General features: G+C 66.1%; 8 protein-coding genes and 3 rRNA genes. 9 read left to right on the top strand and 2 right to left on the bottom strand.

Going from position 1 to position 13,103, the window contains the following annotated elements; genetic code table 11:
• Nucleotides 1–42 precede the first annotated feature (42 nt).
• The 3 genes from ACSLIC_RS10770 (at nucleotide 43) to ACSLIC_RS10760 (ending at nucleotide 2,907) form a co-directional block, all read left to right on the top strand.
• Nucleotides 43–327, top strand: a complete 285-nt coding sequence (locus ACSLIC_RS10770) for a hypothetical protein (RefSeq protein WP_436740338.1) — start codon at nucleotides 43–45, stop codon at nucleotides 325–327.
• 126 nt (nucleotides 328–453) lie between these two features.
• Entirely contained in the window at nucleotides 454–2,304 is a 1,851-nt protein-coding gene (gene ilvD, locus ACSLIC_RS10765) for a dihydroxy-acid dehydratase (RefSeq protein WP_436737451.1), read from the top strand.
• 117 nt (nucleotides 2,305–2,421) lie between these two features.
• The gene (locus ACSLIC_RS10760) at nucleotides 2,422–2,907 is read left to right on the top strand and encodes a hypothetical protein (protein ID WP_436737450.1); all 486 of its coding nucleotides are present in this window, start codon (nucleotides 2,422–2,424) and stop codon (nucleotides 2,905–2,907) included.
• Nucleotides 2,908–2,918: 11 nt separating this feature from the next.
• On the opposite strand, the gene ACSLIC_RS10755 is transcribed toward ACSLIC_RS10760, so the two are convergent.
• Nucleotides 2,919–3,131 (bottom strand): DUF4287 domain-containing protein, encoded by a 213-nt coding sequence (locus tag ACSLIC_RS10755; protein ID WP_436737449.1) that lies wholly within the window; start codon nucleotides 3,129–3,131, stop codon nucleotides 2,919–2,921.
• 238 nt (nucleotides 3,132–3,369) lie between these two features.
• Here ACSLIC_RS10755 and ACSLIC_RS10750 point away from each other — a divergent pair, with 238 nt between their 5' ends.
• Both ACSLIC_RS10750 and proC read left to right on the top strand, forming a co-directional pair.
• Nucleotides 3,370–4,170 (top strand): class I SAM-dependent methyltransferase, encoded by an 801-nt coding sequence (locus ACSLIC_RS10750; protein WP_436737448.1) that lies wholly within the window; start codon nucleotides 3,370–3,372, stop codon nucleotides 4,168–4,170.
• Between the two features lie 266 nt (nucleotides 4,171–4,436).
• On the top strand, nucleotides 4,437–5,246 hold the full coding sequence (proC, locus tag ACSLIC_RS10745; RefSeq protein WP_436737447.1) for a pyrroline-5-carboxylate reductase: 810 nt from the start codon (nucleotides 4,437–4,439) through the stop codon (nucleotides 5,244–5,246).
• 50 nt (nucleotides 5,247–5,296) lie between these two features.
• Here proC and trpS read toward each other — a convergent pair whose 3' ends face one another.
• Entirely contained in the window at nucleotides 5,297–6,292 is a 996-nt protein-coding gene (gene trpS / locus ACSLIC_RS10740) for a tryptophan--tRNA ligase (RefSeq protein WP_436737446.1), read from the bottom strand.
• A gap of 848 nt (nucleotides 6,293–7,140) precedes the next feature.
• Here trpS and ACSLIC_RS10735 point away from each other — a divergent pair.
• The 4 genes from ACSLIC_RS10735 (at nucleotide 7,141) to ACSLIC_RS10720 (ending at nucleotide 13,069) form a co-directional block, all read left to right on the top strand.
• Nucleotides 7,141–8,666: ribosomal RNA gene (locus ACSLIC_RS10735) — 16S ribosomal RNA — on the top strand.
• Nucleotides 8,667–8,975: 309 nt separating this feature from the next.
• Nucleotides 8,976–12,097, top strand: a 23S ribosomal RNA gene (locus ACSLIC_RS10730).
• Between the two features lie 97 nt (nucleotides 12,098–12,194).
• A 5S ribosomal RNA gene (gene rrf / locus ACSLIC_RS10725) occupies nucleotides 12,195–12,311 on the top strand.
• Together the 16S, 23S and 5S rRNA genes form the textbook arrangement of a ribosomal RNA operon.
• Nucleotides 12,312–12,415: 104 nt before the next feature.
• Nucleotides 12,416–13,069, top strand: a complete 654-nt coding sequence (locus ACSLIC_RS10720; RefSeq protein ID WP_436737445.1) for an HAD family hydrolase — start codon at nucleotides 12,416–12,418, stop codon at nucleotides 13,067–13,069.
• The last annotated feature ends 34 nt before the right edge of the window (nucleotides 13,070–13,103 follow it).

Here is a 13,103-nt window from a genome sequence, read left to right as displayed (position 1 = left end):
CGGTCGGCGGACGGGACCCCGGCCGCCCGGAGCCGCTGACCGCTGTCCGCGAGGAATTCTCCGCCCGCGGCTACGGCAAGCCGCGATCCGTCGCCGCTTCGTCACGCGCAACCTGCTGGAACGCGTCGCCGCCCAGGTCGCCGTCCCGACCCCAGGCTCCGCGCCGGACCGGCCGCCTCCCCGCTCATCGGCGTCGCCATGCTCGGGTGCGTACGGGAGCGGGAGCCGCTGGCCTCCGCCGACGGGGAGACGGTCGTCGCCACGGTCGGCCCGATGCTCCAGCGGTACCTGACCGGCCCGGAGGCCGTACCGGCCGCCGGCGTCTGAGCGGCGGGCCGCGCACCGCCCCGCCCCCGTTCCACGGCGTGGACAAACTGTCCACGTAGCGGCACGGAGGGCGTACGCTCGAAGCCGGTCCCATTCCCCCAGAAGGCCCACAAGGAGCGAGCGACGATGCCCGAGCTGAGGTCCCGCACAGTCACCCACGGCCGCAACATGGCGGGCGCCCGCGCCCTCATGCGGGCCTCCGGTGTAGCCGGCGAGGACATCGGCAAGCCGATCATCGCCGTGGCCAACTCCTTCACCGAGTTCGTCCCCGGGCACACCCACCTCCAACCGGTCGGCCGGATCGTCTCCGAGGCGATCAAGGCGGCGGGCGCCGTGCCCCGCGAGTTCAACACCATCGCGGTGGACGACGGCATCGCCATGGGCCACGGCGGCATGCTGTACTCCCTGCCCTCCCGCGACCTCATCGCGGACTCGGTCGAGTACATGGTCGAGGCGCACTGCGCCGACGCCCTGATCTGCATCTCCAACTGCGACAAGATCACCCCGGGCATGCTGATGGCCGCCCTGCGCCTCAACATCCCGACGGTCTTCGTCTCCGGCGGCCCCATGGAGGCCGGCCAGGCCACGCTGGTCGACGGCACGGTGCGCAAACTCGACCTGGTCAACGCGATCAGCGACGCGGTCGACGAGTCCGTCTCCGACGAGGACATCCTCCGCATCGAGGAGAACGCCTGCCCGACCTGCGGCTCGTGTTCCGGCATGTTCACCGCCAACTCGATGAACTGCCTCACCGAGGCCATCGGCCTCTCCCTCCCGGGCAACGGCTCGGTCCTCGCCACCCACACCGCCCGCAAGGCGCTCTACGAGCGCGCCGGCGCCACCGTGGTCGAGCTGGCCGAGCGGTACTACCAGGGCGACGACGCCTCGGTCCTGCCGCGCAACATCGCCACCCGCGAAGCCTTCGAGAACGCGATGGCCCTCGACATCGCCATGGGCGGCTCCACCAACACCATCCTCCACCTGCTCGCCGCCGCCCAGGAGGCGGAGGTCGGCTACGACCTGACCGACATCGACGCCGTCTCGCGCCGCGTCCCCTGTCTCGCCAAGGTCGCCCCGAACGTCGCTCCCGGCGGCACGTACTACATGGAGGACGTGCACCGCGCCGGCGGCATCCCCGCCCTCCTCGGCGAGCTGTACCGCGGCGGCCTGCTCAACGAGGACGTCCACACCGTCCACTCCGCCACCATGGACGAGTGGCTGAAGACCTGGGACATCCGCGGCGGCTCCCCCGCCGCCGAGGCCCTGGACCTCTGGTACGCGGCCCCCGGCTGCCGCCGTTCCGCCGAGGCGTTCTCCCAGTCCGAGCGGTGGGACTCGCTCGACACCGACGCGGCCGGCGGCTGCATCCGCTCCGTCGAGCACGCCTACTCGAAGGACGGCGGCCTCGCCGTGCTGCGCGGCAACATCGCGGCCGACGGCTGCGTCGTCAAGACCGCCGGTGTCGACGAGTCGATCTGGACCTTCGAGGGCCCGGCCGTCGTCTGCGAGTCGCAGGAGGAGGCCGTCGACAAGATCCTCCGCAAGGAGATCACCCACGGCGACGTCGTCGTCATCCGCTACGAGGGCCCCAAGGGCGGCCCCGGCATGCAGGAGATGCTCTACCCGACCTCCTTCCTGAAGGGCCGGGGCCTCGGCAAGACCTGCGCGCTCATCACCGACGGCCGCTTCTCCGGCGGCACCTCGGGCCTCTCCATCGGCCACGCCTCCCCGGAGGCGGCCTCCGGCGGTGCCATCGCCCTGGTCGAGGACGGCGACCGCATCCGCATCGACATCCCGAACCGATCCATCGACCTCCTGGTCGACGAGGCCACCCTCGACGCCCGCCGCGAGGCCCTCGGCGGCCACTACGAGCCCCTCGCCCGCGAACGCAAGGTCTCCGCGGCCCTGCGCGCCTACGCCGCCATGGCCACCAGCGCCGACAAGGGCGCGGTCCGCGACGTGACCAAGCTGGGCTGAACCGCCCGACCACACCTCGGCCCCGGCCCGCCCTTCACGGGGCGCGCCGGGGCCGAGGCGTACCCGAGTTCGGGTGGGCCCCTCCCGCCTCTGCCGCCGACCAGAGATAATCGCCCCGTGAGCGAATCGACCCGCCCCACCGCCCCCGGCCCGCAGCCCGAGCCGATCCGGTTCTTCGGCACCACCTGGCTCGACCACTCCGGCCGCTACGGCCTGCGCCGCGCCGGTGTCGCCGTCGGCTCCCTCGCACTGGCCGCCACAAGCGCCGTACTGCTGCGCATCGGCTACCAGGGCATGGCCCTCGCCGAGGTCGGCTGGGTGCTCAACGTCCTGGTCGTCGGCATGTTCGCGCTCTGCACCGCGATCGCCTTCGGCCGCACGTGGGAGAGCTTCAGCAAGCGCGCCGACCCCGAGCGCCAGCAGTCCCTGCGCGGCCTGATGGCCATCGGCTTCCTCGGCGTCCTCGTCGCCTGGGCCCTGCGCAGCCTCCGCGAAGCACCGGGGGAGGGGCTGCACCGAGCCGAGTACGAGGAAGCCGTCGCCCGGGCGGCCCGCCGCCGCGCCCGCCGCACCGGCCACCCGGCACGCCGGGCCGGGCGCTGACCGCCCCGCCCCTACGCGGCGCGCCCCTCGGCGAGGGTGTGTGCGACGAGCGCGTTGGCGTGACCGTGGCCCAGGCCGTGCTCGGCCTTGAGCCAGGCGACCAGCTCCATGTGCTTGGTCAGCGACGACGAGCGGACCACCTCCTTCCACTCCGCCACCGGCCGCCCGTACTTCTCCTCGATCGACGGGAAGTAACTGGCCGGGCCCTTCACGCTTTCCACCATGACGGACAACTCCCTCTGGGACGACTCCTCGTGCGCACCGCGCCACCTGTCACCCGTACGACCCGCCCGCCCACGAGAACTCATCGCTCGCGGCCTCGCCTCGTCAGACCACCCGGCTCCCTTCCGGCCCGGCCCGGCGCCACCTCGGCCCGACCGGCGCCTGGGTCCACCAGCGACGCGAGCCGGACGGACACCAGCCCGGAGACCCGATCCCAGCCCCTACCCGGAAGGGACCCACGTGCCCCATCCCCTGGCCGACCGCACCCGCCGAGCCACCTCCTTCAACACCGCCTCGGCCCGCTACGCCAAGTACCGCCCCTCCTACCCGCCGACCCTGTACGCGGCCCTGGAGGAAGCCCTCGGCCGCCCCCTCGCGGGCGCCCGCGTCGCCGACATCGGCGCCGGCACCGGCATCGCCACCGCCCAGCTCCGCGAACACGGCGCCCACGTCCTGGCCGTCGAGCCCGGCGAGGGCATGGCCGCGGAACTCCGCCGCACCCTGCCCGGCACGCCCCTGGTCCGCGGCGACGGCAACGCCCTGCCCCTCGCCGACGCCACCGCCGACCTCGTCACCTTCGCCCAGTCCTTCCACTGGACCGATCCCCACCGCGCCCTTCCGGAGGCGTACCGCGTGCTGCGCCCCGGCGGCGTCCTGGCCCGCTGGTGGAACATCTCCGACTCCTCCCACACCTGGATCGCCGACCAGAGCGACCGCCTGCTGGCCCACTTCGGCCCGGAGGGCGCCGCCCACGGCGCGCACATCCAGGGCCGCGCCGACAACGCCGCCGACGCCCCCGCCATCGAACCGGTGGCCGACGCCCCGCTCACCCACCGGATCGCCTGGTCGCGCCAGCTCACCGTCGACGACCACCTGGCCAACCTCGCCAGCCACTCCCTCTTCCTCGTCGCCGACGCGGCCCAGGCGGAGGACTTCCTCACCCGCGAGCGCGCCGCACTGCTCAGCCTCTTCCCCGACGGCCATGTCGACGAGCGGTACGTTGTGGACCTGGTCCTCACCTTCCGCCCGACGTCCGCCTGACCACCCCTGCCCGGCGCGCTGCCCGGTCCGGGCCTTCCGCCGGGCCGGACCGGTCCTCACCCGTCCGGGTGTCACCGGGGCCTTGCTCCGCGACACCGCCGTCGTCGCCGGATGCGCCGTGCCGGCCCTGGTTCCGGGCGCTGCCACCCCGCGCCGCCGCACCACTTGACGACCGCCCCGCGGACACCTCCGCGCCCCGCCGCCCGCCGGTGCGAGGATGACCGGCGCAACGGCACGTACGGCACCACGCGGAGGGCGAACCCGGCATGACCCAGAAAGTCGCAGTGCTCGGCACCGGCAAGATCGGCGAGGCCCTGCTCAGCGGAATGATCCGCGCCGGCTGGTCCCCGGCGGACCTCCTCGTCACCACCCGCCGCCCCGAGCGCGCCGAGACCCTCCGCGAGCGCTACGGCGTCGCTCCGGTCACCAACGCCGAGGCCGCCAAGACCGCCGACACCCTGATCCTCACCGTCAAGCCGCAGGACATGGGTGCCCTCGTCGAGGAGCTGGCCCCGCACGTCCCCGCCGACCGCCTCGTCATCAGCGGCGCTGCCGGCATCCCCACCGCGTACTTCGAGGAGCGCCTCGCCGCAGGCACCCCGGTGGTCCGCGTCATGACCAACACGCCCGCCCTGGTGGACGAGGCCATGTCGGTGATCTCCGGCGGTACGCACGCCAACCCGGCCCACCTCGCCATCGCCCAGGAGATCTTCGGCGGCGTCGGCAAGACCCTCCGCGTCCCCGAGACCCAGCAGGACGCCGCCACCGCGCTCTCCGGCTCCGGTCCCGCCTACTTCTACTTCCTCGTCGAGGCCATGACCGACGCCGGCATCCTGCTCGGCCTGCCCCGTTCCCAGGCCCACGACCTCATCGTGCAGGCCGCGATCGGGGCAGCCGTGATGCTCCGCGACAGCGGCGAGCACCCCGTGAAGCTCCGCGAGGCCGTGACCTCCCCGGCCGGCACCACCATCAACGCCATCCGCGAACTGGAGAACCACGGCGTCCGCGCCGCCCTCATCGCCGCCCTCGAAGCCGCGCGCGACCGCAGCCGCCAACTCGCCTCCGGAAACGGCTGACCCGGACGGGGGCGGGGCGCCCACGGACACCCCGCCCCCGACCGTCCCCGTCAGGCCGGCAGCAGCCCCACCGCCCGGTACGCCTCGTCGACCACGGGCCGCGCCATCGCCCGCGCCCGCTCGGCCCCGCGCCGCAGCACCGCGTCCACCTCACCGCGATCGGCCACCAGCGCCGCATGCCGCTCCCGCACCGGCCGCAGCACCTCCTCCACCGCCTCGGCCGTGTCCTTCTTCAACGCGCCGTACGAGGTGTACTGCCCGGCCAGCTTCTCGGGGTCGGCACCGGTGCACCCCGCCAGGATCTCCAGGAGGTTGGTGACCCCGGGCATCCGCTCCCGGTCGTGGCGCACCTCGCGACCGCTGTCGGTCACCGCCCGCATCACCTTCCGCCGCACCACCTCCGGCTCGTCCAGCAGATAGACGATGCCCGCCCCGGACTCGTGCGACTTCCCCATCTTGGCGCCCGGCTCCTGGAGATCCATGACCCGCGCTCCCACCGGCGGATTGGTCGCCCGCGGCACCACGAACGTCGGCCCGTACCGCTGGTTGAACCGCTCCGCGATGTCCCGCGTCAGTTCGACGTGCTGCGTCTGGTCCTCGCCCACCGGCACCTCGTCCGTCCGGTACGCCAGGATGTCCGCCGCCATCAGCACCGGATACGTCAGCAGCGACAGCCGCACGCCCCCGCCGCGCTCCCGCTCCTTCACGGACTTCTCCTTGTACTGGATCATCCGCCGCATCTCTCCGTCGGTGGCGACGCACTCCAGGAGATACGAGAGCCGCGCGTGCTCGTCGACGTGGCTCTGTACGAAGACCGTGCACCGCTCGGGGTCGAGCCCCGCCGCCAGCAGCAGCGTCGCGGCCTGCCGACTCAGCCTGCGGACCCGCGCCGGGTCGTGCTCGACGGTCAGCGCGTGCAGGTCCACCACGCAGAACAGCGCGTCCGCCCGGTACTGGTCACGCTCGACCCATTGCCGCACCGCGCCCAGGTAGTTCCCCAGCGTCAGGTGCCCGGTCGGCTTGATCCCGCTGAATACTCGCGTCATCTCTCTCCCGCTCTCTCAGAGAGGCCCCGCACCATCCGGCCGGCAGCCTCCCGTCAGGGAGGAGAGACGCCAACGGCCGCCGGTGCGGCGGCCGTTGCATGCGCACGTCAGGGCTGGCCGCCGTCAGGCGGCCCACCAGAGCCCGTTGTACGTACGCGTGGTCACGGGGGCGAGCTTAGACCGGGACCACCCCAAGTTGACAGCCCCCGGAGCCGCTCCGTAAGGTCCACCGAGTTGCCCGACGTGAGCTCCGGTTCCCACCGGTCCCCGGGCAGCCACTCCGCAGGACCTCTCCAGAACGCACAGCGGTCTCCGCTGCACGTTTTGTTGCGCATTGCGGAATGAGGAATCCGCGCCCCGACAGGGACGCCCCCGATTGGCTCGGGGAAAGGGAATCCGCTAAAGTCTCACCAGTCGGAACGGCCCAACAGCCGCGAAGGCGAATCCCGCTGACCGGGAATCAGGCCCGAAAGGATCTGATAGAGTCGGAACCGCCGGAAAGGGAAAAGCGAAGCGGAAACGCGGAGCTGGAACCGGAAAGGCACCGAGGAAGTCGGACACGAAAGAGTCTGATAGAGTCGGAACACGAAATACCGAAGGGAAGCGCCCGGAGGAAAGCCCGAGAGGGTGAGTACAAAGGAAGCGTCCGTTCCTTGAGAACTCAACAGCGTGCTAAAAGTCAACGCCAGATATGTTGATACCCCGACCGGCCAGGTTTCTGGCAGGTTGAGGTTCCTTTGAAATACAACAGCGAGGACGCTGTGTACGACAGGGATTATTCCTCCTTGTCGTACCGCTCTTGTGTCTGTTGCACCCGCAGTCCTTAACCGGACGCAGTCGGGTACACATTCACGGAGAGTTTGATCCTGGCTCAGGACGAACGCTGGCGGCGTGCTTAACACATGCAAGTCGAACGATGAAGCCCTTCGGGGTGGATTAGTGGCGAACGGGTGAGTAACACGTGGGCAATCTGCCCTGCACTCTGGGACAAGCCCTGGAAACGGGGTCTAATACCGGATATGACCGTCCAACGCATGTTGGACGGTGTAAAGCTCCGGCGGTGCAGGATGAGCCCGCGGCCTATCAGCTTGTTGGTGAGGTAGTGGCTCACCAAGGCGACGACGGGTAGCCGGCCTGAGAGGGCGACCGGCCACACTGGGACTGAGACACGGCCCAGACTCCTACGGGAGGCAGCAGTGGGGAATATTGCACAATGGGCGAAAGCCTGATGCAGCGACGCCGCGTGAGGGATGACGGCCTTCGGGTTGTAAACCTCTTTCAGCAGGGAAGAAGCGAAAGTGACGGTACCTGCAGAAGAAGCGCCGGCTGAACTACGTGCCAGCAGCCGCGGTAATACGTAGGGCGCAAGCGTTGTCCGGAATTATTGGGCGTAAAGAGCTCGTAGGCGGCTTGTCACGTCGGTTGTGAAAGCCCGGGGCTTAACCCCGGGTCTGCAGTCGATACGGGCAGGCTAGAGTTCGGTAGGGGAGATCGGAATTCCTGGTGTAGCGGTGAAATGCGCAGATATCAGGAGGAACACCGGTGGCGAAGGCGGATCTCTGGGCCGATACTGACGCTGAGGAGCGAAAGCGTGGGGAGCGAACAGGATTAGATACCCTGGTAGTCCACGCCGTAAACGGTGGGCACTAGGTGTGGGCAACATTCCACGTTGTCCGTGCCGCAGCTAACGCATTAAGTGCCCCGCCTGGGGAGTACGGCCGCAAGGCTAAAACTCAAAGGAATTGACGGGGGCCCGCACAAGCGGCGGAGCATGTGGCTTAATTCGACGCAACGCGAAGAACCTTACCAAGGCTTGACATACACCGGAAACGTCCAGAGATGGGCGCCCCCTTGTGGTCGGTGTACAGGTGGTGCATGGCTGTCGTCAGCTCGTGTCGTGAGATGTTGGGTTAAGTCCCGCAACGAGCGCAACCCTTGTCCCGTGTTGCCAGCAGGCCCTTGTGGTGCTGGGGACTCACGGGAGACCGCCGGGGTCAACTCGGAGGAAGGTGGGGACGACGTCAAGTCATCATGCCCCTTATGTCTTGGGCTGCACACGTGCTACAATGGCCGGTACAATGAGCTGCGATACCGTGAGGTGGAGCGAATCTCAAAAAGCCGGTCTCAGTTCGGATTGGGGTCTGCAACTCGACCCCATGAAGTCGGAGTCGCTAGTAATCGCAGATCAGCATTGCTGCGGTGAATACGTTCCCGGGCCTTGTACACACCGCCCGTCACGTCACGAAAGTCGGTAACACCCGAAGCCGGTGGCCCAACCCCTTGTGGGAGGGAGCTGTCGAAGGTGGGACTGGCGATTGGGACGAAGTCGTAACAAGGTAGCCGTACCGGAAGGTGCGGCTGGATCACCTCCTTTCTAAGGAGCACTTCTTACCAGGTTTGCCTGGTCAGAGGCCAGTTCATCAGCGAATGTCTGGTGCTGGTTGCTCATGGGTGGAACGTTGACTATTCGGCACTGTCAATCTGCTTGAGATGTGAGTACTGCTTCGGCGTGGAAAACGGATCTTGGGGTTGGGGGTGTCGGGCACGCTGTTGGGTGTCTGAGGGAGCGGCCATGTTGTGGCTGTTTCTTCGGTGCCGGCCCCAGTGAACTCGGGATGTATGTCTCGGGGTGGTGGGTGGTTGGTCGTTGTTTGAGAACTGCACAGTGGACGCGAGCATCTGTGGCCAAGTTTTTAAGGGCGCACGGTGGATGCCTTGGCACCAGGAACCGATGAAGGACGTGGGAGGCCACGATAGTCCCCGGGGAGTCGTCAACCAGGCTTTGATCCGGGGGTTTCCGAATGGGGAAACCCGGCAGTCGTCATGGGCTGTCACCCGCTGCTGAACTCATAGGCAGTGTGGAGGGAACGCGGGGAAGTGAAACATCTCAGTACCCGCAGGAAGAGAAAACAACCGTGATTCCGGGAGTAGTGGCGAGCGAAACTGGATGAGGCCAAACCGTATGTGTGTGATACCCGGCAGGGGTTGCGCATGCGGGGTTGTGGGATCTCTCTTCTACGGTCTGCCGGCCGTGGGACGAGTCAGAAACCGTTGATGTAGGCGAAGGACATGCGAAAGGTCCGGCGTAGAGGGTAAGACCCCCGTAGTCGAAACATCAGCGGCTCGTTTGAGAGACACCCAAGTAGCACGGGGCCCGAGAAATCCCGTGTGAATCTGGCGGGACCACCCGCTAAGCCTAAATATTCCCTGGTGACCGATAGCGGATAGTACCGTGAGGGAATGGTGAAAAGTACCGCGGGAGCGGAGTGAAATAGTACCTGAAACCGTGTGCCTACAAGCCGTGGGAGCGTCGCGCATCGAGTTTTCTCGGTGCGTCGTGACTGCGTGCCTTTTGAAGAATGAGCCTGCGAGTTAGCGGTGTGTAGCGAGGTTAACCCGTGTGGGGAAGCCGTAGCGAAAGCGAGTCCGAATAGGGCGTTTGAGTTGCACGCTCTAGACCCGAAGCGGAGTGATCTAGCCATGGGCAGGTTGAAGCGGCTGTAAGAGGTCGTGGAGGACCGAACCCACCAGGGTTGAAAACCTGGGGGATGACCTGTGGTTAGGGGTGAAAGGCCAATCAAACTCCGTGATAGCTGGTTCTCCCCGAAATGCATTTAGGTGCAGCGTCGTGTGTTTCTTGCCGGAGGTAGAGCACTGGATAGGCGATGGGCCCTACCGGGTTACTGACCTTAGCCAAACTCCGAATGCCGGTAAGTGAGAGCGCGGCAGTGAGACTGTGGGGGATAAGCTCCATGGTCGAGAGGGAAACAGCCCAGAGCATCGACTAAGGCCCCTAAGCGTACGCTAAGTGGGAAAGGATGTGGAGTCGCAGAGACAACCAGGAGGTTGGCTTAGAAGCAGCCACCCTTGAAAGAGTGCGTAATAGCTCACTGGTCTAGTGATTCCGCGCCGACAATGTAGCGGGGCTCAAGCGTACCGCCGAAGTCGTGTCATTGCAGCAATACTCCCAACGGAGGCTGTGATGGGTAGGGGAGCGTCGTGTGCCGGGTGAAGCAGCCGTGGAAGCGAGTTGTGGACGGTTCACGAGTGAGAATGCAGGCATGAGTAGCGATTCACACGTGAGAAACGTGTGCGCCGATTGACTAAGGGTTCCTGGGTCAAGCTGATCTGCCCAGGGTAAGTCGGGACCTAAGGCGAGGCCGACAGGCGTAGTCGATGGATAACCGGTTGATATTCCGGTACCCGCTGTGAAGCGTCAAACATTGAATCCAGTGATGCTAAGCCCGTGAAGCCGTTCCGGACCCTTCGGGGGATGGAAAGTGGTGGAGCCGGTGACCCGAGCTGGTAGTAGGTGAGTGATGGGGTGACGCAGGAAGGTAGTCCATCCCGGGCGGTGGTTGTCCCGGGGTAAGGGTGTAGGACGTCAGGTAGGTAAATCCGCCTGGCTTGTGTCTGAGACCTGATGCCGAGCCGATTGTGGTGAAGTGGATGATCCTATGCTGTCGAGAAAAGCCTCTAGCGAGTTTCATGGCGGCCCGTACCCTAAACCGACTCAGGTGGTCAGGTAGAGAATACCGAGGCGTTCGGGTGAACTATGGTTAAGGAACTCGGCAAAATGCCCCCGTAACTTCGGGAGAAGGGGGGCCATGTCTGGTGATCCGATTTTCTCGGTGAGCTGGGTGTGGCCGCAGAGACCAGCGAGAAGCGACTGTTTACTAAAAACACAGGTCCGTGCGAAGCCGTAAGGCGATGTATACGGACTGACGCCTGCCCGGTGCTGGAACGTTAAGGGGACCGGTTAGTCACATTTCGGTGTGGCGAAGCTGAGAACTTAAGCGCCAGTAAACGGCGGTGGTAACTATAACCATCCTAAGGTAGCGAAATTCCTTGTCGGGTAAGTTCCGACCTGCACGAATGGCGTAACGACTTCTCGACTGTCTCAACCATAGGCCCGGTGAAATTGCATTACGAGTAAAGATGCTCGTTTCGCGCAGCAGGACGGAAAGACCCCGGGACCTTTACTACAGTTTGATATTGGTGTTCGGTTCGGCTTGTGTAGGATAGGTGGGAGACTGTGAAGCATGCACGCCAGTGTGTGTGGAGTCGTCGTTGAAATACCACTCTGGTCGTGCTGGATGTCTAACCTGGGTCCGTGATCCGGATCAGGGACAGTGTCTGATGGGTAGTTTAACTGGGGCGGTTGCCTCCTAAAGAGTAACGGAGGCGCCCAAAGGTTCCCTCAGCCTGGTTGGTAATCAGGTGTTGAGTGTAAGTGCACAAGGGAGCTTGACTGTGAGACCGACGGGTCGAGCAGGGACGAAAGTCGGGACTAGTGATCCGGCGGTGGCTTGTGGAAGCGCCGTCGCTCAACGGATAAAAGGTACCCCGGGGATAACAGGCTGATCTTCCCCAAGAGTCCATATCGACGGGATGGTTTGGCACCTCGATGTCGGCTCGTCGCATCCTGGGGCTGGAGTCGGTCCCAAGGGTTGGGCTGTTCGCCCATTAAAGCGGTACGCGAGCTGGGTTTAGAACGTCGTGAGACAGTTCGGTCCCTATCCGCTGTGCGCGTAGGAATATTGAGAAGGGCTGTCCCTAGTACGAGAGGACCGGGACGGACGAACCTCTGGTGTGCCAGTTGTTCTGCCAAGGGCATGGCTGGTTGGCTACGTTCGGGAGGGATAACCGCTGAAAGCATCTAAGCGGGAAGCCTGCTTCGAGATGAGTATTCCCACCTCCTTGAGAGGGTAAGGCTCCCAGTAGACGACTGGGTTGATAGGCCGGATATGGAAGCCCTGTAAGGGGTGGAGTTGACCGGTACTAATAGGCCGAGGGCTTGTCCTCAGTTGCTCGCGTCCACTGTGTTGGTTCTGAAACCACGAACACCAACCATAGGCCCCCCTGTATGGGTGGGTGTGGTTGCTGGTGTGTTTCGTAGTGTTTCGGTGGTCATAGCGTGAGGGAAACGCCCGGTTACATTCCGAACCCGGAAGCTAAGCCTCACAGCGCCGATGGTACTGCAGGGGGGACCCTGTGGGAGAGTAGGACGCCGCCGAACTATTTGTGGCCTCGGGCCCTGGGAATCTTGTGAAAACAGGTTCCCGGGGTCCGAGGCATTTTTGCGTTCAGGGGCTTTTCCTGGTGGGGAATTAGGGTCGGGCCATGCGCTACGACCTGGTTGTCTTCGACAACGACGGAGTGCTCGTCGACAGCGAGCCGCTCTCCAACGCGATCCTCGCCGGCTACCTGACGGAACTCGGCCACCCCACCAGCTACGAGGACTCGTTGCGGGACTACATGGGCGGCGCCGTGCACCGCATCCACGACCTGGTCCTGGAGCGGTCGGGCCGACGGCTCCCGGCGGAGTTCGACGCCGAGTTCCACGAGCGGGTCTTCGAGGCGTTCCGGCGGGAGCTGGAGCCCGTACGGGGTGTCGTGGAGGTACTGATGGCGCTGCGGGCCGCGGGTGTGCCGTACTGCGTGGCGTCCTCCGGGAGCCATGAGCGCATCCGGGTGGGGCACCGGAAGGCCGGTCTGGACGCGTGGTTCCCCGAGGGAACCGTCTTCAGCGCGGACGACGTCGGCCGGGGCAAGCCCGCGCCGGACCTCTTCCTGCGCGCGGCCGAGCGTATGGGGGTGCCGCCAGGGCGGTGTGCCGTGGTCGAGGACAGTCCGCTCGGGGTCGAGGCGGCACGGGCGGCCGGGATGGATGTGTACGGGTTCACCGCGATGACGCCCGCCGAGCGGCTGGAGGGGGCCACCGAACTCTTCGCCGACATGGCCGAGTTGACGAGGCTGGTCACGGGTTCCGGCTGATCCGGGCAAAGGGATACCGGTGGGTAGCCGGCGG

The organism is Streptomyces sp. BBFR102, assembly GCF_051397025.1.
Lineage (GTDB): Bacteria > Actinomycetota > Actinomycetes > Streptomycetales > Streptomycetaceae > Streptomyces.
The sequence above is the reverse complement of the archived record's forward strand: the minus strand, read 5'-3'. Positions and strand labels throughout refer to the sequence as shown.

Excerpts from the sequence above, each read along its gene's own strand:
- ilvD (WP_436737451.1), top strand. The coding sequence starts at position 454 with ATGCCCGAGCTGAGGTCCCGCACAGTCACCCACGGCCGCAACATGGCG.
- ACSLIC_RS10755 (WP_436737449.1), bottom strand. The coding sequence starts at position 3,131 with ATGGTGGAAAGCGTGAAGGGCCCGGCCAGTTACTTCCCGTCGATCGAG.
- proC (WP_436737447.1), top strand. The coding sequence starts at position 4,437 with ATGACCCAGAAAGTCGCAGTGCTCGGCACCGGCAAGATCGGCGAGGCC.
- trpS (WP_436737446.1), bottom strand. The coding sequence starts at position 6,292 with ATGACGCGAGTATTCAGCGGGATCAAGCCGACCGGGCACCTGACGCTG.
- ACSLIC_RS10720 (WP_436737445.1), top strand. The coding sequence starts at position 12,416 with ATGCGCTACGACCTGGTTGTCTTCGACAACGACGGAGTGCTCGTCGAC.